Genomic DNA, 23068 nt, shown 5'->3' with positions numbered 1-23068 from the left:
TATCCATCCAAAATTATTATAAACAAAGTATGTGAAAATTTACACAATATAATTCATGGGCCGGCCGCCAGGCCATAGCCTAGCGATCCCTGCCCACGATGAAATGCAGTAAGTGTCTCAAAAAAACGGTGCCCCGCGGCAGCTCCTTCAAAGCTTCCTCGGCTAGGCAGTAATGTTCCCACATTTGCTTTCTGGCGCCTTCCAAGCCGAGGATCGCCACAAACGTAGAATTTTCGTTATCTTTGTCCTGCCCGGTCGGCTTGCCCAGCTGCTTTAGGTCGCCCTCCCAATCCAGCAGGTCGTCTTTTATTTGAAACGCGATCCCCGCGTGATAGGAGTAAGTTTTCAGAACGTTTATATCCGCCTCGTCACCGGCCAAAATGGCCGGTGCCGCCAGCGATACCTCAAAAGCGATCCCGGTTTTGTAAAAACAAATTTGATTCAGTTCATCCAAGGTCAGCGCCTTGCCTCTGGAACTAAGGTCCATTGCCTGCCCCATGCAAATTTCTCCGGCCTTTTGCGACATATACTTCAGCAAAGCAAGTACGGCGCCGCCGGGGAAGCCTTCGAGAGAAGATACCTCTTCGATGGCCTTCTGAATCAGGAAAATCCCCGTCAATTCCGCGATCGCGCTGTTGTGAACCCGGTGCAGGGTAGGCCTCCCTCGGCGTATGGACGAGTTGTCCTGGGACGGCAGATCGTCGAAAATTAAAGAAGCGGTGTGCATATATTCGAGCGCTCTAAGCAGCGGTGTAAGCCCCGCGTCCGGCAACCCGAACTCATTGACGCCCATCACCCAGGCGAGGATCGGCCGCAGCCGTTTGCCGCTGCCTTCCAGGCAATAGTTGGCCGTTTCGATCAGCAGCTCCTGCATCGGCGGAGCGGCGGCTCCCGGTTTGGAGAGCGGCAACCGTTTATTAATGGCCAGGCGGGCCGTATGGATGATTTCGGCAAATTGCTCCTGTTCGCTGCGATGGCGATTCATGACGGCGAGCAGTTGGTCCCGCAGCAATTTATCCAAGAAATCCACGTCTTCCGCTTTGTGCACCATGCGCTCTATGAACCGGTTCAATTCCGGACTGCCCGTGGAAAAAATCTCCATCACTTCTTCGTACTTCGCTTGACCGGCGCGTTTCCGATACCGCTTAAGCCCATTGATGGCCCGGTCGAGCAGGATTTCGCGCACTGCCGCATCCGAGCGGTAGACATGATGGATCAAATGAAAGATGACCGCCCAGTATAATTCGAAAGGATTGATCAAATCCGGGCGTTGATGGCGGTATTTATAATAATAGGTGTAAGGCGTTACCGCGCCGCGCTCCATATCTTCGGACAGGTCGGCGAAATCGTCGGCCAACTGGTTGTACAAGCCGTAATAAAACACCCGCCGGTCAAAACCCTCGTCCTGCGGGGCCCCGATCACGGAACGGACAATCAGCCGCGACGAAGAGGACTTAAGTATAATTGGCAAATATAGTTCCTCGTTGGAATAATCCGCATGCGCAAGCTCCTTCACCCTGTCCACATGCTGGGCATGAAAGAAAACATAGGATTGGTCGAAAAACGTCCGCTGGGCTTCCGCGGGTTGACGGCTTTTAATGTACTCGTAAGCTTCGCGAAGCTCCGTGTACACGTAGCGCATCAATTCGCGCTGCCCGCCGCTCCATTCCCCCGGTTCAGGAACGGTCCCGCTGATCAGCGCGGCGCGGATCATCCGGGAATAGTGCTCCTTTTCGTCCGCGTTCAGCGCTTCGGAATCCAGCAAATCGTCAATAAAAGGATAAGTCAGTCCGTAATAGTAACCCGATTTGATCGCTGCTTCCAAGATTTGCGCCCGCTTTGCGGCTGGGGCTTCCTCGCTGATTTCGTCCAAGGCGTGCAATACGACGCCGAGAATAATTTTGATCAGCTTCCGCTGGGCTTCCTCCGCATTCATTTCTTTGGGGAGGTGGGCGGACACGCCTTTGAGCTTATCGATGAGCCAGATGGCAGCGCCCTCCACGCCTTCCTTCTCGGCCCAGCGGTAAAACGACCTCAGGCTGAGCAACTCCGGCAGGTTACCGCCGGCGGATTCGGCGGGGCTCAGGAAGAGTTTTTTCAGATCCGCCAGGAAATGCTCCAACCGCTTTCGCGTACGGGGGTCGTTCAAATCTTTGCCCAAATCCCGCATATAAATATAAGATACGCTGCGCTCCAAATAAGCGTCCAGCTTGCCCGACCGGTTCAGCCACCTCAAATAGGTTTGAACGTCGGAGGGATCGGGCTTCTTTCGTGTCCTGGCAAAAAGAAACGGCAGCGGAGCGCGATGAATATGCCTCCTCTTCCACTGCCCAATATCTTCGATTAAACCGGGAACATAACTCCGTTCATGGAGCTGCGCCTTCAGCGCGGCAAAATATTCGCCCGCCCGCTCCTCGGCCCTTTGGTACGAAGCGTCCGCAACCTCAATAAGTTCAATTTTCATAACGCCTACCTCGTCTTGTCTATTCTATGATACGTTGTAATTTATGATTACGTAGCAAACTATCATTCCGTTGCAAATAAAGTCATCCCCATTTACTATAACAAATGTTACAGTATGCGGCGTCAACTATATGTAAAGGAGAAATGGGGGACCATGAATGCGTTTCGTTTCATTCCTGAGCTCGTTTTATGCCGCATGGCGGGATTATCCGGTTGCGGCGGGCACAGTGCTCGACAACCGGTATGTCGTACAAGAAATCGTCGGCCAGGGCAGCTACGGTTTAATCTATAAATGTGTAGACCGGGCCAGCGGCAGCCTGGTCGCCGTCAAGCAGGCCAGACCAAGCAAAGGCCCCTATGCCAAACGCTTGCTGGAAAGGGAAGCGATGATTCTGAAGGCGTTGCCGCATCCGCGATTTCCCGCATTCATCGAATGGTTTACCGGCAAGGGCAACGCGTATTTGGCAATGTCTTTTTTGCAGGGCGATACGTTCGAAGATCTGATCTTTGGGCTGGACTATAAGTACGGAGAGCGGGAATGCGTACGGATTACGTGGCAGCTTTTGGAGCTCATTATGTACACCCACGAAAAAGGATATGTCCATTTGGATTTGCGCATTCCCAACGTTCTGGTGAAAGATGGTGAAATCTATCTCATTGACTTTGGCTTGGCGAGAAAAATAGGCGAACCGGCGCCGGACCATTTTCCCGTGCGGAACGGGTTCTGCCGGCGTGGTACGGCTTCAAGGCAGTTTAAAGCGGCGGAGGTTTCCTCCGATTTGCTGGACATCGGCCATTTTATGCTATTTCTCCTCTACTCTGCGTACGAGCCGAAAAAAAACAGCGGTCCATCGGAGGAGCGAAGCTGGCAAGACGAGCTGGCGCTCTCCGGCGAGCTGAAAACGGTCATCGAACGTTTGCTGGAACTGCGGGAGCCCTATTCGGGTTCCGCGGAATTCATGAAAGAGCTGGAGTCGCTGAGCCGTCATACCAAATTCCAATAAAGCACGGACGATGCACCCGGATTTGAAAGTGCCGTCTCCTTTATGTTAATATCCGAATAAAATATCAATAATGATTACAAATAAGGAGAGTGATTATGATGTTAAGAAGATTCATCGATAAGATCCTGCATTCGATGTCTCATGATTCTCACCGAAGGCGGCGCTACAGCAGTTCGGATAGGCATTACGGAAAACGATACAGCAGCAGCTCGGGGAGGCATTACGGAAAACGATACAGCAGCAGTTACGGGCACCCTCGCCCTTTTGGCTCCTCTTCGGATTACAAGCGCCGGCACGGCCGCATGGGACACGACTACTACAAGTCCAGAAGATACAGCTCAAGCTAACGGTGGTATACGTCAAAATGCGGCCAGATAGCGGTAATTTGGGGCGTTATTATTGATTTTCGCTCCCTCGTCCGTGAAATAGCGGAATTTGGGACCTCTATTTTATTCCTGGCTTGAAAAAAATACCTTTTCGCTCTCATCTGCCGAAAATAGCGACAAAATTTCCCTTTATTTCGGATGGATTCCCTGCTTTGGAGAAATAACGCCCTTATATACCGCTAATTTCGCGGTGGCCCCGCGTAGCGGTTAGATTAAAAACGGCGGCCAACCGCGACCCGCAAAATACCAGGTCCAAGGTTAGCCGCCGCTTTCTACCCGCGGAAATCAGCGGGTAAAGGCCAAACCGATTTCCGACACAATAGCGCTGCCCAGATACGTTCCCGTGAAGACGAAAATGGCGACGATGGCGACGCGCCAGGACGTTTTGCGCAGATCCACCAGCCGGTTGGCCACCGAAATGCCCGCGAACGTCAGGATCGGCGTCGTGATCGAGAGGAAATTCACCGCTTGAATCGCGTTTACGAACACATCGGAAGAAAGACAGAAGATCAGCGAAGTGATTGACACCCAGCCAAGCACCGGAAATTCCTGCAGAAATTTGACCGGAACCTTCTTCATGACCGCCGAGATGAGGATGCCGATAAAGGAAAACAGCCACAGCACGGCAAGCCCGCCGATCGTATCCCAGGAGATGGAGGCAGATTCCGGATTTTTCAGATGCTTGATCTGTTCCGTGAACAGGATCAGCGCCACGCTAAGCAGCAGCACTAAAGCGTATTTGACGTATTTGTTCAATCCGCTCGTCATTTCGCTTTCCCCCTAACCAACAGTTTGTACATAAAACGCTGCAGCGGCACCGCCAAAAACACCATCGTGTACGTGCCGAGGAAACTGGTCAACAGCTGACTTGCGGACGCATACGCGGTGATCGTGTCGGTTCGCTCGGGCGCACCCGCGATCAGCGCGGACGATGCCCCGGTCATCATGCTCGCGGAGCCGACCCCGGAAGACATGGCCAATGCTTCAACGGAGAAGCCGGCCGCGCTCATCAACGGCGCAATAATGCTGAAGAACAGCGTGCCGAATAAGGTTCCGATGATATAAAGGGACAGCACGCCCCGGCCTTCGTCGGAATCCAGCGTATACTTCTCGGGGATGTACGCCAGTTCGCCTTCCCGCCCGATGCCGAGCGTGGCTCCGATGGCTTCGCGCCGCAGGCCGATCCAAATGGCCACCGGCAAGCCCAGCAGTACAGTCCCCAGGTTGCCGATTTCCTGCAGAATAAATACCCAGCCAACCTGCATGATCTCATGGATTTTCGGAGCGATATCGGCTCCGTACCGGGCCATGAGCGGCAGCATGATAAAGATCAGATATTTGCCGGCAAAATCCACGTTTTCTTTGCTGTAGATTTTTTTCATGAATCCTTTGCGGAATATAGCCAAGCCCAAAACCATCGTAATCAGGATGGCGAAAACGAGCGGCAGCAAACTAATGCGCACCGAGCCGACCGGAATCGACTGGATGCCGATCCACTCGGCAACGGTGATGACCAAAAGTACAAAAACAAGCAAATAAATAAAGTTTAACTTCGGCTTCATGGGTCTCTCCTCGGTAAGTTTTCGTCATCGTTCCGCCCGCGCCTCAAGAGGGCGTCACGATGGAAGCCAGCAGCTTCTCGTAATCGGCGAAAGAACGGCGGTACAGCTTGCTGGGGTCGATACGCCCGTTCATGCGTTTAAACACCCGAGTCAAAAATTCGGGGAATACGGCGTAAATGAATTCCGGGTCGATGTCCTTAAAGTCGTCCCCATGGATTGTTCCCGTAAAACCGCTGTACCCGATCTGGATGCAGGGGATCATAAAGGATAAATCGCCGATGTCGCCGGCCGCGCTGATCGCGTTATTGTTCAGACAATCGCTGATTTCTCCGGTTTCGCGGAACGCTTCCAGCACGAATTCCGATAAATACCGGTCCTGCACGAACGGCAAATACCCCATCTGTGTCTCGATGGCGACCTCGCCCTGCAGCGCCAGCGCGCTGCCCTTGGCGGCGTCGTCCATTTTCGCGGCCACCTCGGTCATATAATCGACGGTTTGAGTCCGCAGATCCGTGCCGACCGTAATCTGGTTCGGTATGACGTTGGTGGACATATCGGAGGACATCACGATGGGGTTCATGCGCACCTTCTCCGCATCCTTGAGCTGCTGGCGGCATAGGCCCAGCGCCACGTTGAACAAAGTCGACATGCTGTACGCGTTGTTTCCCGAAAACGGATCAAATCCGGCGTGGCTTGCCTTGCCCTTAAAGCTGTACTTCTTGTACAAAAATCCGGCCAAATCGCAATTGATCTCAATCGTCCGCCGCGGGTATTCCCCGCCCATGGCGTGAACGCAGATCCCGATATCGATGCCGTCAAAGACGCCCAGCTTCATCGCTTCCGGTTTTCCGCCGTAATAGGAGATTTTCCCCTGCTTCAGCAGTTCTTCCCGGTAAGCCAGATCAAGATATTCCTCGGCAGGCACAAAAACGAACGAAAGTGTATAATTATACCCCTCATACGCTTTCGTCGTAAAGAAATAGTTGTACATGGCGAGCGCGATGGCCACTTGCGTATAATGGCCGCAGTTATGGGCCGCCCCGGTCTCTTCGTCCGCCCGCCAGTGAGTCGGCGCGTAAACGGCGTCCAACTCGGCGATAAATGCGATATGTAACGGCTTGCCCGGTCCGAGCGTCGTTTTGATACCGGTGGTGCTGAACGTTTCCAGGGAGGCGTCGGGGTTCACTTTACGCAAATAATCCGACACCAATGCGCTTGTTGAGAACTCCTTGTAACCCAGCTCGGGATGGTCGAAAATCGTTTTTCCGATTTTGGCGATCTCTTCATACTGTTGTTTGAAAAACAATTTGTTTCACCTCCACAAATCCAATTTTGTATAAATATAAGTTAAATCTTATTTGAATGCAGCGAATCATGTCAATATTTGTTGAAAAAAAATTTCCGCCGAATCAGCGCCACCGCATAGAGCAGAAGCGGCATCAGTAACAGGGCAACGAAAGAAAACCCCGTCCCTCCGGTCGGAAAAAATTTCAGCATCTGCTGAAAATTTTTGGCCGTCCAGATGCTGAAAACCCCGATGAGCAGGCCGACCGGAAACACGAGGAAGCGGTAATTGTCCAGCTTGAGCCATTGTGCCGTACTCAACGTCAAGGAATAGTACCACATGGATATTTGCACAAAACCGCCCAGCATCCAAAGCGCCATCACAATCGCCTCCACATGGGAAAAGAAGTCCGAAATGCTGATATACCGCGATGCCGAAAGCGTCGGAAAAGTAAGGTTGGCCGTAGCTTCCCCGTACAGGAACAAGCAGGTAAAATTGGTGATCACCATCGTGAACATCATCAGCGCGACCGCGAATATCCCTCCTTTTAAGGTCTGATCCCCTTGGCGGACCGCCGGGTAAAAAGAGTAGATAAACAAAAACTCCATAAACCAAACCGAGGGCTCCAACGCCCCTTTTAACGCGGGACGAATCCCCAGGCCGAATACGGGAAGCATGTTCGTAAATTTGTAATCGGGCAATAGCAATAAAAAGATGGCCAGCACAAACAAAAAGAACAGCGGACCGTAGATCAATCCGAACCTCCCGATAACTTCCACGCCCGCCCTGACCGCAAATGAACACGTCAGCACAATGCTGGCGATAATAATGACGAGCGGCGTTTGCGACAGGAACGCTTGAACGGTAAATTCCGCATATTCCCTGACGATTAAGCCGATCGCGTCGATCTGGAAAAACAGGATCACGGCGATGAACGCGTTTCCCAGCGCTTTTCCGAGTACGCGCTGCACATACTGGATCAACGTCTCTCCCGGAAACATCCGGTGCAAGCTCCACGTCAGCCATACGATGAGAAGCCCGAACACCGAACCAAGAACGGGGGATATCCACATATCCTGCTTGGCTTGCGCCGCGGTGAACGACGGCACGATGAGAATCGAGGTGCCTCCGACCATCAAATACATCATAAAGGCGAGTTGTATATTCGAAATCTTTTCCTTTTCCATACGGTTGAGTACGCACCTCTATCCCTCGGGAGTCAATAACATCCAGATGGGGCGGAACACGTAGTTGATCAGTTCGGTGGGACCGGGCAAACCGGGAACGAACAACAACACAAGGCCCAGCCCCCACCCTCCTAAGGTCAGGACGGCAAATGCGATTTTTTCTTTCTTTTTTCCCGCCCGCAGCAGGGGGAGCTCATACAGAAACAAGGCGGCGGCCAGCAGGCTGATGCCGATCACTTTTAAACCGATCATGCTTTTCCCTCATTTATGCAGGCTTTTCCCGGAAAAACCCGGCGACAAGATGCGAATCTTGGCTGCGGCAAGTATGTCGACGTTCGGAAAAATATCGTTCCATCGGCTTTCCTCCCTGGCCCATTGCCGGGGATATTTCCGCCAAAACGCGTCCGCCGCCCCAAAAACGTCCGCCCGGCTTTCCGCTTGAATCTGACTGAAGGCCTGTTCCACTTTTTGCGCCAGCTTCCGGTTTAACAATTTCTCCAAGCGCGGCAGCTCCTCCGGCTTCGTCACATCGACCGCCGATTCGTTCTGCTGCACGACCGCTTCGCCTTCCACCAGCACCGTCAACCTCCACCGATCACCGCGGATCTCCGGGACCAGCTTGGCGCGCGACTTGATAATGCGGACGGATATAAGCCCCTCTTCCTGTTCTTTCTTTCCTTCTACGGGGAACGTAACGTTCAATACGTTCAGTTCACCCCGGATCAACTGCGTTTCCCGGCGGACGTCTTCATTAAATTCGCCCGCCAGCTTCCCGTCTTTCAGAACCGCGACGCCGGAAATGACCGGAAAGGAATAATCGCTGCCCTGCTCCCGCTTAATTTCGATCAGCGGCAAAATGGCAGCCTTCGACCGGCCGGTCAGCATTTGGTTTAAATCTTTCATCGTAATCCCCATCCCCATCGACAGATTGGACAATTCCCGAAGCGCTTCGGAGCTGTCCCGTTCGATACGGGTGCTCATGCTTAGAATATCTTTGGCTTTACCCTTGCTGACGAAAACATGAGCCCGCTCGCGCGGCTGGGGATGGCGGAACAGAAAATCGATCTGATCCAGAACTCCTTTCCGGGCAAGCTGTTCGCCCAGCACGTATACCTCGCTGTGACCCCAGAATACTTGGCGGGGAAGCTGTTCCTGCAATTTGGCCGCAGCGTCCGCGAAATCGGCTCCGCGTATGCTCTGCACGATAACCTGGCTGCCGCCGTTGCCGTCCGCGCCGCCGGTTTCGAGTCCGCCGCCCCCGCCGGACGCTTGGCTGGGAGTGTACACCTGTACGGAAAGTTCGATGCCTCCGTTCTTGCCTTCATCGAGTCCGGCCGCCATGATTAAAGCCAAATCGTTAACCTCCGTCCGATCCCAACAGCCCGACAACAGCGGAAACATTCCGAGCAGCCCCCATACGGCGAGCCGGTATTTGCCGCGCTTCATCGGCGTTGGCCCTCCCGCCCCGGACGCTGACCCGCACCCTGGCGGTAGCGATTCAGGACACCGATACGCGGCCTGCGGTTCATTTTCCAGAAAGGGGCGCGGACCATCGTATCCTTCAAAGCGTTGACGCTTGTGTACGTAACCGGCGATACGTACGGCACCCCGAAGGAACGCAAAGCGAACAAATGGGTTAGAATGATCGTAAGCCCCATCATTAATCCGAAGAAACCGAGGAATCCGGCCAGAAACATCATCGGAAACCTTAGCAGCCGGATGGAAATGCCCAAGGTGAAGTGGGGAATCAGAAAGGAGGCGATGCCGGTGATCGCGACCACCATGACCATCGGGGAAGAGACGAGGCCCGCCGAGATCGCCGCCTGTCCGATGACCAGCGCCCCCACGATGCTGACCGCCGCCCCGATCTGCTTCGGCAGCCTCACTCCGGCCTCCCTTAGCGCCTCGAAGGTAAACTCCATCAACAGCGCTTCCACCAGGGCGGGAAACGGGATTTGTTCCCGGGAAATCGCCATGTTGAGCAGCAGCGTAGTCGGAATCATTTCCTGATGAAACGTGACGATCGCCACATAAAACGAGGGACCGATCAAAGCGATAAACGCAAACAGGTAACGCAGCCAGCGAATAGCCGAAGCAATATAATAACGCTGATAGTAATCCTCGGGGGATTGCAGAAACGCAAAAACCGTTGTCGGCGCGATCAGCGCGATCGGCGTCCCTTCGACCAGTATGGCCGCCCTGCCCTCCAACAGTCCGGCCGCGACTACGTCCGGACGCTCCGTCGACTGCAGCTGCGGAAACGGCGAGTATGGATTGTCCTCGATCAGCTCTTCAATGTAGCCGCTCTCGAGCACACCGTCCACATCGATGCGTTTCAGCCGCTTTTGGATTTCCGCGACGAGCGCGGAATCCGCAACACCGTGCAAATAAGCGATCACGACCTTGGTTTGGGAATACTGGCCGATTTCCATGGCCCGCATCTTCAATTCGGGCGACTTCAACTTGCGGCGGATCATCGATACATTGACCGTCAGCGTTTCCACAAAGCCTTCCCGGGGGCCGCGCACGACCGATTCCGCTTCTGGTTCCGAAATCGACCGCTTGTCCCATTTGGCCAGGCTAAACGAGATTCCCTCCACTTCACCGTCCATCAACAGCACCGGATTGCCGTTGCCGATTTCCGCAACGATTTTTTCAAACGAGAGGGTTCGGGAAAACGCGGATACGGGCAAACATGCGCACAGGCCATCCAGTCCCTCCCCTTCCGGCAGCTTCAACGCGGGTTCAAGAATCTGTTCGTCGATCTTCTCCGTATCGGACAAACCGTCCAAATATACGAGCACCGCCCGCTTTCCGCCGCAGTTGAAATCATGAAACACGGCGTCAAAGCTATCCGCGTAGACCTCGTACAGCCGCGCGGCATTTTCATCCAAACGCGGCGCTATTGTTGTCTCGCCAATGTTCTGCATCGCCGCTCCTCCCAAGCCAGGGCTCGTTTTCTGTGGCTGTCGTCGGACATCCTTACCTTATTATGGTCAATGCGTTCTGAAAAATTCAGCAAACCAGCCAGTGATCTCCATTCTTTCAAGCAAAGAGCACCCGCCGCGCATATGCGGCGGATGCCCGAGACCATGTTCCCCTCTGCATCATTCCGAAATATATCCGGCGCAGACTCTATCCCGCTCCCGGTAAAAATCCCCAAGCTGATCCTGCTCATAGGCGTAGCCCGCCCGGATCAGCAGATCCTCCCGGCCGCGGGCGGCAACCAGTTGCAGGCCGACGGGAAGACCCTCGGAGGTTAGGCCGCACGGAATCGACAAGGCCGGCACCTCCGCCATATTGAAAATGCCGGTGTAGCGGGTCATCGCGTCAAAAACGCTCTCCGTATAGGGGCCGAACCGCACCTCGTCGACGCCGATTTTCCGCGCCGGAATCGGAATGGTGGGCGTGGCCAGCACATCGATGTTTTCCCGGAACAGGCGGGCGAATTTTTCCGCATACCGTTCCTTCGCCTTCAGCGCCTCGATATAGCGCAAAGCGGTGATCTCCAGCGACGATTCCAGCAAAGCTCTCGCATCCTCTCCGTATTGGGACAGGCAGCACTCCATCCTGCTCCGGTGGACATAGCCGGCCTCCGAGGCGGCGATGGTCAGCGACGTTTCGGCGTTTCCGGCCACAAACGACACGTCCGTGTCGATCAGGATCGCGCCGAGCGCCTCCAGCGCTTCCAGGGCGCGCAGGTACAGACCGTAAGTTTCCGGATCGATGCGCTCGTTAAAATAACTGGTGGGTACGCCGATCCGCAGCCCCCGAACATCTGTCTTCAGGTCGGGCAGATAAGACTGCCCCAGCATGGCCCCGGCCAACACCGCCAAATCGCTCATCGTGGACGTGATCGGACCGACATGATCCAGCGTCCATGATACATAAAACACCCCTTTTGTCGGCACCTTACCGTAGGTCGGCTTCAGGCCGATGACGCCGCAGGAAGCTGCCGGGATGCGTACCGAGCCGCCCGTATCCGTACCGATCGAAGCCGCGGTCAAGTCGGCGGCCACCGCCGCCGCCGATCCGCCGCTGGAGCCGCCTGGCGTATATTCCCGATTCCATGGATTGTGGACGGGACCGTAGTGCGGATTGTTGGAAGTTACGCCGAGGGCGTACTCGTGCAGATTATTTTTGCCAAGCAGAATGGAATCCTTGAGCAGCAGCTGCTGAACGACCGCCGCATTTTTATAAGGCACGTTATAAGCGTCGATGGAAGAGCCGTTGGTCGTGCGGATTCCTTTGGTGTCGATGTTGTCCTTGTAAGCGAGCGGGATGCCGTACAGCGCACCGGTCTGTTCGCCGGCCCTGGCTTTGGCCTCAAGCCGTTTCGCTTCCAGAATCGCCCGCTCCTTGGCGATCGTAATAAACGAGTTCAACGCCGGATCTTTGAGCAAGATTCGTCTCAAATACCTTTTTGTGATTTCCAGCGGGGTAAACAAGCGGCCGGCGTAACCGGTTTGCAGTTCCCTGATCGTGATTCTCCCCATTTGAAGCCTCTCCTTTCTACCAAAACCCGATGAAAGTGAGCGAATGCGATTGCGTGCATCCTCTCTTGCAATCTATTCGGAAAATGATAGAAAGGTATGGGCCAACCCTTTTTCATAGGTTCGTAGGAACGGGAATGCTGTACGGAACGAGAATCTTAGGGAAAACCATTTAGTTAACTCAATTAATCATTTATTCAGTTATCGAGACTTGGTGTTCCTTCTTCAGTCCATTGGCGGATCAAAACCTCGGCGTCCGCGTTCAGGACGGCCCTTGCGTGTTCATCCCCTTCCCGGGCCAAAGCCGGATTGTTCAGGTGCTTCAGGAAATCGCGCATATGCTTAGCCGCTTTATCGGGGCGGCCTTTATCCAACTCGCGCCGCGCCTGTTTGAGGTTGTTGGCGAGCGGCTTGACGAGAGGGCGGCTGAGCTCCGGCGCAAACCGCTCCAACAATTTGGTCATGGAGGCGATGCTGGTCGTGACATGAAATTCGAAGGTGCCCTTGAGCTCGTTCCCCGCCGCATCCGCCACGCTGATTTCGGCAACATGGCGGCCGACTTTCCCTGCCAAATCGATTTCGACGCTGGTTCCTTGCGTCAAATCCACCGTGTATACGGCTCCCGTCACAGTAATCTGCGCCGATATAAGATCCGACATGTTATCGGACACTTCGAACGTCAACGGCGCGTAGTCATCAAAGGAATCCCCTTCCGCCAGTTCGGCTCCGCCCGCGAGCAGCTTAAATCCCGGCGGCGTTTGATCCTGCCGCAGCGGCAGCGCCGCGGATAAGGGCGATTCGCCTGACAGATCCGTGTGGCTGATCTTATAGTAATAGTTCGCCGCCGGATTCAGGCCGCTGTCCGTAAACTCCGTTTCCTTGCCATGGTAGACCGGTTCGTACGTTCCGTCTGCGCGGGTGGACCGGTACAATGTGTAAGCTATCGCGCCGAGCGTCTTGTTCCAGCTAAGCGAGGCCGAACCCGCGTTCTCCTCGTGGGCGCGAAGCCCTTGCAGCGGGTCCTCCGGCAGCGAATCGTTCACAATCATGATCCAGTTGATCAGCGGATCCTGGGCCGCCGTGTTTCGCACCGTGATCTCGATCGTCCCGTCCGTCACATCCGCGGCATGACCGTACACCCGGTTTGCAATGAAGGTGATCGCCGTCTTCTTTTCCCCGTTGATGTATAAGTCGGCTTTGCGCGTACTGTTTCGCCAGATGTCGTTAAAGCCGGTATAAACCGTGTAGGTTCCGTTATCAACCTTGAATTTATAGGTTAGATCGGTCCCGGCGGGAGAGTTGACGACGTTGCCTCCGTTCAAATACCTTAGAGTCGTAAAAATATCCCCGCTCTCCGCACCGGCCGGTTTGGAAGCTGTCCCAAGATACCCCCAAGCCGCGGGATCGCCCGGATCGTACGCTTGTTCCGGCGTGCCCTTGTTGAGCAGCGCCGCTTCAAGGTAAGAGGTCATCAGCCGGTAATCGCTCGTCTCCTGACCGCCGCTGTTCACGAAATAAATCGTGTTTGTCGGAACGGCGTACAGGCTGAACTGCAGTGTTTTGCCGCCGAATTCCGGCAGCGTTGCCTGCAGCGAATAAACGCCCGGCAGCGCAAACGTACCGGCACCCAAAGGCTGGCCGCCAACGGTCCAAACGACCGGTGTCGTTATGGAAGCCGAAGCGCCGTGCGGCGTCACCTCGATTTCGCTCGGCAAATTCAGAAGCGTGCCGGTTTCAATCACTTCCGGCAGTTCCACTTTGGCTTCCACACCGCCCATATGGTCCAAGATATCCGGCGTCCAGCTGCTATACCATTTGATCGAGATGTCCGTCCCCTGGCCGAATTCGATCGGCAGCCAAATGTATTTCGCGCCGCCGTTCGCCGAAAAATTGCCGCCGTTCCAGTTGTCGCCCATATAAATGAACTTGCCGCGTTCCGGATCGACCGGAATCACGTTTGTCGTCTGCGAACCGAAAGCCTTGGCCGGATCGGGATCGCTTGGCGACGTGCGCACAAACGGATTTTTCAGCGGCGACCACGGTCCGAAAATATCATCGGCCACGCTGAACATATTTTCGTTAGGGGACCATCCGGTCGCGCCCGAGGTCAGCAAATAATACTTGCCGTTATATTTGAACACGGCCGGCGCTTCGCGCACCCCTCCGGGGAATACGCGCACATAATCCTCGCCGTAAACGCCTTTGTAAACCGCATCGCGAACGGGATTGCCGTTTTCGTCCACGTTCCCGTCTTTATGCCAGCCGACTACGTCCGAATAATCGTCGAGCAGCTTGGAAATGTAAATCGTCCGGTTTTCTTCGCTGGAGTAAATCAGATAAGCCGTGCCGTCGTCGTCCTTGAACAGGTTCATATCCCGCGCCATACCCGGGTTGCCGGGCTGATAGTCGACCTGATCCGGCGGGCATTGATCCATGCGGTAGCTGCGCTGGTAAACGAACGGCCCTGTCGGCGAATCGCTGATCGCGTATCCGGCCTGGGCCTTTCCGTAGTTTTGCGCGTTGTTTTCGGGATTTTTGTCCCCGTCAATATGGGCCCACATCACGTATTTCTGCGTTCTTTCATTATAGATGACCTTGGGTCTTTCAATGATCCGGCCAACGCGAATGTCCGCCCAGATGTTGTAAGTATCCGTCCGCCCGGCGTACAGCTCGGAAATAAGCGGATCGTCGGTAAAATCGGCCATCGATTTCACCATCGTCAACGCCATGCCTTCATCCTTCCAGTTCAGCAAATCCGCCGAAGAATAGACGCGCACCCCGGCCGCCGGCCAAGCGTCTTGATGGTATTCACCGTACCAGTAATATTTTTGCGTCTTGTCATCGAACATCACTCCGGCGCCATGGGCGTCGATCGGATCGCCGTTTGTATCCGCCCAGATTTGGTCCGGCGTAAACGCCGTTCTCACCGTGCTCGCCCCCAGCGGTTCGGACTGGGCCGAAACGTTAGGAACCGGGCCAAAATGAACTAAAACCAACGCAGCGACAAGGAAAAGCAATAAAGGTTTGGCGAGGCGTTTGAGCATCAAAATATAAATTCCCTCCTTGAAATGAAATGGTTGCTCTATCGGGATAGCGGAGAGCTGACGCCCATCGGCATCCGCCCTCCGTCTCGCGTTTTGCGTGAACTCCCGGCCAGCTATCCGCTGCATGACGGCGAGCGGTCTACCGGATCAGCAGCGCCGATCGCCGAGGTCACTCGCCCAGCTGCGCTTTATACGCGTCCAGTTGCTTTTGCAGCTCGGCCAGCACTTTGTCGTACCCGGCCTGCTTCAGTTTGCTGCGGAACTCCTCCACCGCCGCTGCCGGATCGCCCGCCTTGCCCATTACGATCGCCGGACCAAGTTCCCCGGTTACTTGCGAAATCGCCGTCAGCTCCGCTTCCACGGGCGTCTTGTCGAACACGAATTGCCCGTAAACGTAAGGCTTTTTGATCTTGTCGTATTCGGCGTACAGCGTCTCTTCGATCTGATCCCAAGTCGTTTCGCTCGAAATTTCAAACTTGTCGACCCGGCCGCCCCAGAAATCGGAGTAGAAGTTGTCTCTGACGTCGTCATACCCTTCGGGACGGGCGCGTTTGCCGTCCTTGATCACGTATTGCACCCCTTCGATGCCGTAGTTGAGCAAGTGGTAAACCTGCTCGTTGTTGCGGATCAGGTCGTAGGCCATCAAAGCTCGCTCCGGGTTTTTGCTGTGCGCGCCAACCGAGGTGCCGCCGTGCGTGATCGACAGCTCCATCAGGTTCGTGCCGCGCGTCCGGGAGAACGGGAACATTTGCAGCTCCGATCCTGGCTGCAGCCGGTCCATCTCCACCCGCAAGCCGGAGAACGTCTGGGTGTGATGCTGGTCAAGGCCGGACAGGCCCGCCTTCAACGCGTCCCGGTTATTGTTTTTGTTGTTCAGCGCATCCTCGCGCCAGAAGCCTTTGTCGGCCCAGCTTTTCATCATCGTCGCGTAGTCCAAGAACACGTCCTCAAAAACGGGGCTGACGACGGTAAATTTCTCTTCATAAGATTTGGCCGTGTAGACCGGCAGGAAACCGGTCGAGATCGGCAGCTCCAGCTCGTCGGTGGAGGACTGCACGAATCCGCCCCATGTCTGCGTGCCCGATGCGGCGTCCCAGGGAATGACGTCCGGTTTGTTGTCCTTGATATACTGCAGGTACTTCCCGATGCTTTCCCAATCCTTGATCGGTTCGGTGATCCCGGCTTCCTTCGCCCAGTCGCCGCGGTAGAAAAAGCCGTGGTTTACCCACTGCGTGTAATCGTTTTCCGGAATCAGCACGATTTTGCCGTTGTACATGCTTTCCTTCCAATCTTCCTCGGGAACCGACTTCCACGTTTCCGGCGCGTATTTGGGCAGCAGCTCATCAAGGTTCATAAACGCGCCGCGCTGCGCGTTGCCCCACGTGTCCAGCCAGTCCGTGCCGATCGTGATCAGATCGTACGGCTCGCCGGAAGCCAGCGCGAGATTGTATTTCGTCTGCCAGTCGGCCCATTCGATCCATTTCCATTCCAGTTCGGCGTTGATCTTTTCCTTCATGATTTTGTTCACTTCGGCCAGCACCTTTTCGAACTGCCCGTTTTTCGGCTTGTCGCCGAGCACCAGATAGCTGATCTTGACGAACTTCGACGTGTCGATATCTCCGCTGCCCTCCGCGCCGGGATTCGCCGAGTTCCCCCCGGAATTGCCGGCGCTCCCTTTCGCGTCTCCGCCTCCGCCGCCATTGCCGCCGCACGATGCCAGCACGAACACGAGCATCGCCGTCAGCAGCAGGCTTAACCCTTTTTTCCACTTGCTCATGGAATTAAACCTCCCTTTTGAATATGTGTTGAGGTTGTTCAAAAAGTCATCTTTTGATCACGAAGCGGATTCGGCATCGAATCTTGAATTCACCCGGTCCTTCCGTTGCTCACGCAGGCCCCCCTACGCTCCGCTGCTCATTCCCTGGCTTTATCCAACCTTCTCGGTGCGGAGAACCTGACTTCTTGAACTCTCACTTAAACGCATGACCTCCTCAGCCTTTGACCGCGCCGACCGTAATCCCTTTGATAAAATAGCGCTGCACGAACGGATAGAACAAAATAACCGGCCCCGTCGCCACGATCGCCGTCGCCATCTTCATCGATTCGAGCGGCACGTCGCGCAGTTCCACGTTGGAAGCCGCCGCCGAGTTGCGGATAAAGTCGGCGCTGGTGATCACGTTATACAGGAACAATTGCAGCGGCCGGTACTTCACATCCGGCGACAGGAACAGCATCGAGTTGTACCATTCGTTCCAATAGCCGAGGGCGATGAACAGGCCGATCGTGGCCAACGCCGGCGTCGTCATCGGCAGGATCAGCCGCACGAAAATCGTAAAATCGCCGGCCCCGTCGATTTTGGCGGATTCGGTGATCGCATGCGGAATCGAACGGACGAAGCTTTTCATCATGATGATCAGAAACGGGCTGAGCAGCCCCGGCAGCAGCACCGCCAGATAGTTGTCTTTTAAACTCAGGTACTGCGTCACAAGCAGATAAAACGGCACCAACCCGCCGGAAAACAGTGTCGTAAAATATATGAAAAAAGAAATTTTATTGCGGTACTGGAAATCGGGCCGCTGCAGCGCGTACCCGGTCATGGCCACCAGGAACAGCCCCACCGCCGTTCCCACCACGGTGATGCCGATCGTCACGAGGTAGGAGCCGACGATGAGCCCCGGGTTCTCAAACACGATTTTGTAGGAAAACGTGCTGAACTCCCTGGGCCAAAAATTGAAGCCGTATTTTTTGATCGCCGCCTCCGCCGTAAAAGAAGTGCCGAGTACGAGCAGAAACGGCAGCAGACAGAACAGCGAGAACAGTCCGATGAACACGTAGCCGACCAGTTTGACGACGATCCCGCTCAAATCCGTGCGGATGCTGCGGGTTTCGTGGGTATCATCCATGCGCGCCGCCTCCTAGAAATGGTTGTTCAAAGAGTCATCTTTCCATGACGAAGCCTTTCTTGAAGTGAACTCGACGTCAAATCTTGAATTCAGCCAGGCTTTCCGTTGCTTACGCAGGTTCGCCCTACGCTCTGCTACTTTCGTCTCTAGCTTCATTCAACCTTATCGATCCTGAAAACCTGGATTTTCTGAACTCTCACTAAAAAAGAGAGTTGTCGGGGGAGATTTTTTTGACCAGCCAGTTGGCCGTGATCACCACGAAAAAGCCGAACACCGACTGGTACAGGCTGACCGCGCTGCCGATGGAGAAGTTGAAGTTGGTCATGAGCGCGCGGAATACATAGGTTTCGATAATGTCCGTCGTGGCGTACAGCGCTGTGTTGTTGGCCCCGACGAGGTTGAAGAACAGGCCGAAATTGCCGCGGAGAATGCCGCCCAGCGAGAACAGCAGCAAAATGATGAACGTCGGCTTCAGCCAGGGGAGCACGATGTAGCGGATGCGCTGGAAGGCGTTCGCCCCGTCGATCTCCGAAGCTTCGATGATTTCGTTGTCGAGCCCCATAATCGCCGCGAAATAGACGATCGAGCCGTAACCCGTCGACTGCCATAAGTAGGTCAGCACGATAATGTAAGGCCAGATGCTGGCATTGGAATATGTTTTGACCGGGTCCATGCCAAGCGAGGTTAAAATGCTGTTCAGCAGCCCGTAATCGTAGCTGAGCACGTTGTACGCGATCAGGCCGATCAGCACCGCCGAAATGAAATGCGGCAGGAACATGAGCGTCTGGGTCACTTTTTTGAACCATTTCTGGCGGATTTCGTTAAGGAAAACGGCGACGACGATTTGCAGCACGTTCCCCAGCAAGATAAAAGCCAGATTGTACACGACCGTATTAAAAGTCAGCCGCCACAGGTCCCCGGTCATCACGAGAAATTTGAAATTGTCGAAGCCGACGAACGGACTGCGGAAAATGCCGTCCGTGTAGTTGTATTTAATGAACGCAAGATACAGGCCCGGCATTGGCAAATAAGCGAACACGATGAAAAACAGGATGGCCGGCAGACACATCAGCAGCAGCGTTCGATTGTTGCGGAAACGTCTCCAGCGGCCGCTGCCATGAAGCGGCTGGCGGCGATGCCGCCCGGTGTGCGCCTGCGTTTGCGAAGCGGTTGCCATTTACGGCGCCTCCTTTCATACCGGTATAAAATCGAGCGACTCCAGCTTTCCGTGAGCCTGCGGATCAACGGCCTCAAGAAAGATGGATAGCGGTTCGCCTTCCGCGCCGAGCCATGGACCCGGCAAATAAAACGAGTCCGCGCTGCCTCCGGCGATCACCGGCCTTGCCGCACCTCCCGGGAGCCACAGCCGGCCGACGATCCGCTCGCCCATGAACACCGTGAGCTTCAGGCCGGAGCCGGCTGCTCGGACTCGCCAGCCCTTGCCCGCCGCAGAGCTTTTCACGCGGCCAAACAGCCAGCCGGCGGCGCCGGAAGCGAGCGTCAGCGGCAGCTCCTGCGCAGCGGCGGACGCTTGGGCCGCTTCGGCGCTGGCCGTTAGCTGCGGCTCCTCCGCGGCGAAAACGGTGAACCCATTGGCCGCATAACCTTCATAAATGATGACGCGTCCGGCGGATTGCCCAAGGGTTCGCTTCAAGTACACCGTCAACCGGACGGTTTCGCCAGGGGTAACGTAAGGGGTGATATCGATGAACGGATCGAACCGCCGAACCGGGCCCGCATCATTCCCGTTGACTTCGAGCCGCGCCTCGGCCTCCAGGCCCTTAAAATGCAGCACCCACGCCGCGGCGCCTGACGACGGCTCGAACTCCCTGCGGAAAATTTCATGCGACCGCTGGTCGGCCGTCAGCCAACCGCCAAAGCCGACCAGCGGCCACAGCGATTCATCGGCAGGGTCAATCCTGGCGATCTTATCCGTCTTGTCGATCATCTTTGCCTTATCGATCATCTCTGCCTTGGCGGTCTTGCCGGTCCTGGCGGTCCCGCGGACTTCCGCAACGCCTGCCCCGATCGCCTCAGCCGCCCGCTGGAATACGCGCCAGTTGGAGCTGATGTCGCGGACGCGGGTAACCGCCGTGAGTCCGCTGATGCCCTTCAGCGCCGGCAGTCTGAGTCCCGGAAGCCGGGCATCGTCGAAATTGGTGTGCCCCCAAATTTCCGCCCGGACTTGCAGCCCGAGCGTCCCCCCTGGGAAATCCTCCATTTCGGCCGAAATAAAGGCGCTCCTTCCTCCAGGGGTCGCCGTTCCGATGTACCGGCCGCCCGCGTACAGCGAAATGACGTCGCTGCCTTGGCGGACAAGAAAACCTCTGATTTTTGCGCCCACCGGCACTAAGGCGGATGCTTCGTACCAAGCAAACCCCCGGTAAACGCCCAATTGCTCCAGAAACGGTGCCTGCGAGCTTGCTTCGCCGACCTTGTCAGCATACCCACCCAGCTTACCTCCATCCGCCAAGCTTAAGCGCCAGTTCCCAGCAACGTTATCTGCGGGCTGCTCCGTTTCGGCTGACGGCAGGGTGACTGTAATCTTGCCGTTTATCGAGATACTCTCGGTATAAAGCGCTTTCAAATAATCGGTGACGATCAAGGTCAACAACCTTCCATCCTCCAAGCGGATTCGGCACAAAGCCGTCCCGGTCCCGGCAAACCTGACGCGCAGCTGGCGATCCGTTTGTTCAAGCGTCGCCTGTTCCGCCGCTGCCGACGCCACCGGCGCATCGATCGCCAGCGCTATTTCCCCGCTTCCCGCCGCATGGAAAGCCAACACCGTTCCCCCTTCCTGCCGCTCCGCCATATAAAGCTCGGCCGTCGAATAAACAATACGTCCTGGCAGGCCCCAAACGGACAAGGGCACATCGACCGGCAAAGCCAGGGATCTTAAGCCGCAAAGCTTCAGTGTTCCGGAGGACGGGAGAAGCAGGCCTTCATCCGCCGCTCGCAGCGCGATCCGCTTGTCGCGCTCATCCCCATTGGTGATGAAAACAAGCTGACCGCCGCCTGCCAGCCCCAGCGCAAAGGGGCCAAAAACATGTTCCGTGTCCCCCTCGGCCTTCCACGCCGGCTTCGCGGCAGGCTCCGCTTCCGCCAGCGCCGCTCCGTACGCGCGGATCAGCCTGCCGAGCAGCCTGCCTTCATAAGCTTCCGGACGGATATGCCCCTCCGGGGAGATCATGCCGCCGAAATCGTAATCCGAGGCGAGGAACGCCAGCGGTTTACCCCAATTGTTTGTTGCGTTCGTAAATCCGAAATTCGTCCCGGATACTTGCAGGTACGGCCCGAGCAGCTTGGCCCCGGCCGACAGCAGCCGGCGCAGCAGGTAATGGGTGCGGTTCGTCTCCGTCACCAGCAGCGGAACATGCAAATCGGCAAGCTTCTCCCGGTAATGAAGCGCCTTGCTCTCGAATTCGGGATCGCGGTCATGCGGGTAAAAATTGCAAGTCGGCACCACGCCTTCCGCCAGCCCCGAGGCTTGAAGAAGCCCGCCCTGTCCGGCGCACGCGGTGAGCGGAACCCGGATTCCATACGTCAAAGCAAGATCGCGAAGCGCGGAAATATACCCCTTGGGGTCGTCGCAATCGTAAAAATCGAGCTCATTGTCCAGTTGCACGCAAATCACGCTTCCCCCTGCACCGGCTTGCTGCTTTTGCAGGATCGGCATGATTTTGTCATACCACCTGCCGACATGCTCCAGGAAAACCGGATCGTTATCCCTTAACTTCATCGGCGGCTGTTTGGCGTAAAGGTAAGCCGGCAGCCCGCCTCCGTCCCATTCGGAGCAGATGTACGGCCCGGGCCGCGCGATCACCCACAGTCCGGCTTCGGCGGCCAGGCGCAAAAACGTTTCCGCATCCCGCATCCCCTCGAAATCCCAAACGTTTTCCCGCCGTTCATGAAAGTTCCAAGGAAAATAAACATCGATACTGTTGTAGCCCAGCGCTTTAACCTGCTCCATCCTCTCCCGCCAATGTTCGCGGGGGATTCGGAAGTAGAACAGCGAAGCCGACAAAAGGAGCACGCTCTCCCCGCCGATTCGGACGGCATTGCCGCCAAAGCTTACGGCCGCTTCGGAGCGGACACGGATACGGATACTCAAGCTTGAATCACTCCTCGCCAATTTTTGCTGAATTTTAGTGAAACCCATTTCATGAAACCCGTTTCATTATATGCAAAAAATAATTTTTGGGCACCATGGCCACAGCGAATGAAACGGGTTTCATTTCTGGAATGGCCACACAGAGGTCTGAAATTCGGAAAAATGCTTTGAAAGTCTCAGGGGTAAAAATAAGCGCAAAAACGGTCGTTATTCCGGCGATATCAGGCAATTCGCGAGAAATAAAGGGAAATTATACCGCTTTTTCCCCAGTCGCAAGAAAATCCCCTCGTACTGGGCCATTCTTAGGAAAATAAGTACATAAAATGCCTCTAATGGGGGTGAACATGCTACGGCTTCCAATATAAGCACTTAAAGTGCCGCTATTTTGAAGGCGGGAACGGTTGAGCGTACCGGTAGCCGGCTGTCAAACGCCGCTTCTAAATAAAGCCAGAAAAAACACGCTGAAAAACATAGGAGAAATGCAACTTGAAACTCTAATGGATTGCGATTCGTGGTAAGATTACAAGGTCGATTGTAAGTTAGTTGCGGAGAAAGTTGCTGTGATCAATGCATATTACATAAATTTTGGAACGGTTGAATCGTTGGACCGGGGTTGGCCCATAGAATGTA

At 55.3% G+C, this 23068-nt stretch carries 15 protein-coding genes; 1 reads left to right on the top strand and 14 read right to left on the bottom strand.

The genetic code is table 11. The features are described 5' to 3' along the window. Nucleotides 1-79: 79 nt before the first annotated feature. Nucleotides 80-2464 carry a polyprenyl synthetase family protein gene (locus tag NYE74_RS19060; protein WP_341005118.1) on the bottom strand — a complete coding sequence of 795 codons (2385 nt, stop codon included), beginning with the start codon at nt 2462-2464 and terminating at the stop codon, nt 80-82. Nucleotides 2465-2621: 157 nt separating this feature from the next. Between NYE74_RS19060 and NYE74_RS19055 the strand changes: the two genes are divergently transcribed. After that, nucleotides 2622-3467 (top strand): serine/threonine protein kinase, encoded by an 846-nt coding sequence (locus NYE74_RS19055; RefSeq protein WP_036622838.1) that lies wholly within the window; start codon nt 2622-2624, stop codon nt 3465-3467. Nucleotides 3468-4138: 671 nt separating this feature from the next. On the opposite strand, the gene NYE74_RS19050 is transcribed toward NYE74_RS19055, so the two are convergent. The 13 genes from NYE74_RS19050 to NYE74_RS18990 all read right to left on the bottom strand — a co-directional run bounded on the left by NYE74_RS19050 (nt 4139) and on the right by NYE74_RS18990 (nt 22438). Continuing rightward, a complete protein-coding gene (locus NYE74_RS19050) occupies nt 4139-4621 on the bottom strand; it encodes a hypothetical protein (RefSeq protein WP_036622837.1) in 483 nt (160 codons plus the stop codon). Then, nucleotides 4618-5415 (bottom strand): DUF3100 domain-containing protein, encoded by a 798-nt coding sequence (locus NYE74_RS19045; protein ID WP_341005117.1) that lies wholly within the window; start codon nt 5413-5415, stop codon nt 4618-4620. Before NYE74_RS19045 ends, NYE74_RS19050 begins: the two co-directional genes overlap by 4 nt. Before the next feature lie 43 nt (nt 5416-5458). Then, nucleotides 5459-6721 carry a M20/M25/M40 family metallo-hydrolase gene (locus tag NYE74_RS19040; RefSeq protein WP_316561071.1) on the bottom strand — a complete coding sequence of 421 codons (1263 nt, stop codon included), beginning with the start codon at nt 6719-6721 and terminating at the stop codon, nt 5459-5461. Between the two features lie 71 nt (nt 6722-6792). Continuing rightward, complete coding sequence (locus NYE74_RS19035) at nt 6793-7887, bottom strand: GerAB/ArcD/ProY family transporter (RefSeq protein WP_036622835.1); 1095 nt, start codon at nt 7885-7887, stop codon at nt 6793-6795. A gap of 18 nt (nt 7888-7905) precedes the next feature. Then, entirely contained in the window at nt 7906-8139 is a 234-nt protein-coding gene (locus NYE74_RS19030; RefSeq protein WP_036622834.1) for a hypothetical protein, read from the bottom strand. A gap of 9 nt (nt 8140-8148) precedes the next feature. After that, entirely contained in the window at nt 8149-9333 is a 1185-nt protein-coding gene (locus NYE74_RS19025) for a Ger(x)C family spore germination protein (RefSeq protein WP_124332043.1), read from the bottom strand. After that, nucleotides 9330-10817 (bottom strand): spore germination protein, encoded by a 1488-nt coding sequence (locus NYE74_RS19020; RefSeq protein WP_036622832.1) that lies wholly within the window; start codon nt 10815-10817, stop codon nt 9330-9332. Before NYE74_RS19020 ends, NYE74_RS19025 begins: the two co-directional genes overlap by 4 nt. Before the next feature lie 177 nt (nt 10818-10994). Beyond that, nucleotides 10995-12383 carry an amidase gene (locus NYE74_RS19015; RefSeq protein ID WP_213510697.1) on the bottom strand — a complete coding sequence of 463 codons (1389 nt, stop codon included), beginning with the start codon at nt 12381-12383 and terminating at the stop codon, nt 10995-10997. A gap of 194 nt (nt 12384-12577) precedes the next feature. After that, nucleotides 12578-15424, bottom strand: a complete 2847-nt coding sequence (locus NYE74_RS19010) for an FIMAH domain-containing protein (protein WP_341005320.1) — start codon at nt 15422-15424, stop codon at nt 12578-12580. A 169-nt stretch (nt 15425-15593) separates the two neighbouring features. After that, entirely contained in the window at nt 15594-17201 is a 1608-nt protein-coding gene (locus tag NYE74_RS19005) for a DUF3502 domain-containing protein (RefSeq protein ID WP_124332041.1), read from the bottom strand. A gap of 214 nt (nt 17202-17415) precedes the next feature. Further along, nucleotides 17416-18327, bottom strand: a complete 912-nt coding sequence (locus tag NYE74_RS19000; RefSeq protein ID WP_036622828.1) for a carbohydrate ABC transporter permease — start codon at nt 18325-18327, stop codon at nt 17416-17418. Between the two features lie 199 nt (nt 18328-18526). Further along, complete coding sequence (locus NYE74_RS18995; RefSeq protein ID WP_124332210.1) at nt 18527-19396, bottom strand: ABC transporter permease; 870 nt, start codon at nt 19394-19396, stop codon at nt 18527-18529. Between the two features lie 123 nt (nt 19397-19519). Then, nucleotides 19520-22438 (bottom strand): beta-galactosidase, encoded by a 2919-nt coding sequence (locus NYE74_RS18990; protein ID WP_170179986.1) that lies wholly within the window; start codon nt 22436-22438, stop codon nt 19520-19522. Nucleotides 22439-23068: the final 630 nt, after the last annotated feature.

This window comes from Paenibacillus sp. FSL P4-0127 (assembly GCF_038007325.1).
Lineage (GTDB): Bacteria > Bacillota > Bacilli > Paenibacillales > Paenibacillaceae > Fontibacillus > Fontibacillus macerans.
Note: the sequence above shows the minus strand (reverse complement) of the source record. Positions and strands in the feature narration are given on the sequence as shown.

Coding starts and splice junctions, on each gene's coding strand:
- NYE74_RS19060 (WP_341005118.1), bottom strand. CDS start 2,464: ATGAAAATTGAACTTATTGAGGTTGCGGACGCTTCGTACCAAAGGGCC.
- NYE74_RS19055 (WP_036622838.1), top strand. CDS start 2,622: ATGCGTTTCGTTTCATTCCTGAGCTCGTTTTATGCCGCATGGCGGGAT.
- NYE74_RS19050 (WP_036622837.1), bottom strand. CDS start 4,621: ATGACGAGCGGATTGAACAAATACGTCAAATACGCTTTAGTGCTGCTG.
- NYE74_RS19045 (WP_341005117.1), bottom strand. CDS start 5,415: ATGAAGCCGAAGTTAAACTTTATTTATTTGCTTGTTTTTGTACTTTTG.
- NYE74_RS19035 (WP_036622835.1), bottom strand. CDS start 7,887: ATGGAAAAGGAAAAGATTTCGAATATACAACTCGCCTTTATGATGTAT.
- NYE74_RS19030 (WP_036622834.1), bottom strand. CDS start 8,139: ATGATCGGTTTAAAAGTGATCGGCATCAGCCTGCTGGCCGCCGCCTTG.
- NYE74_RS19025 (WP_124332043.1), bottom strand. CDS start 9,333: ATGAAGCGCGGCAAATACCGGCTCGCCGTATGGGGGCTGCTCGGAATG.
- NYE74_RS19020 (WP_036622832.1), bottom strand. CDS start 10,817: ATGCAGAACATTGGCGAGACAACAATAGCGCCGCGTTTGGATGAAAAT.
- NYE74_RS19015 (WP_213510697.1), bottom strand. CDS start 12,383: ATGGGGAGAATCACGATCAGGGAACTGCAAACCGGTTACGCCGGCCGC.
- NYE74_RS19010 (WP_341005320.1), bottom strand. CDS start 15,424: ATGCTCAAACGCCTCGCCAAACCTTTATTGCTTTTCCTTGTCGCTGCG.
- NYE74_RS19005 (WP_124332041.1), bottom strand. CDS start 17,201: ATGAGCAAGTGGAAAAAAGGGTTAAGCCTGCTGCTGACGGCGATGCTC.
- NYE74_RS19000 (WP_036622828.1), bottom strand. CDS start 18,327: ATGGATGATACCCACGAAACCCGCAGCATCCGCACGGATTTGAGCGGG.
- NYE74_RS18995 (WP_124332210.1), bottom strand. CDS start 19,396: ATGTGTCTGCCGGCCATCCTGTTTTTCATCGTGTTCGCTTATTTGCCA.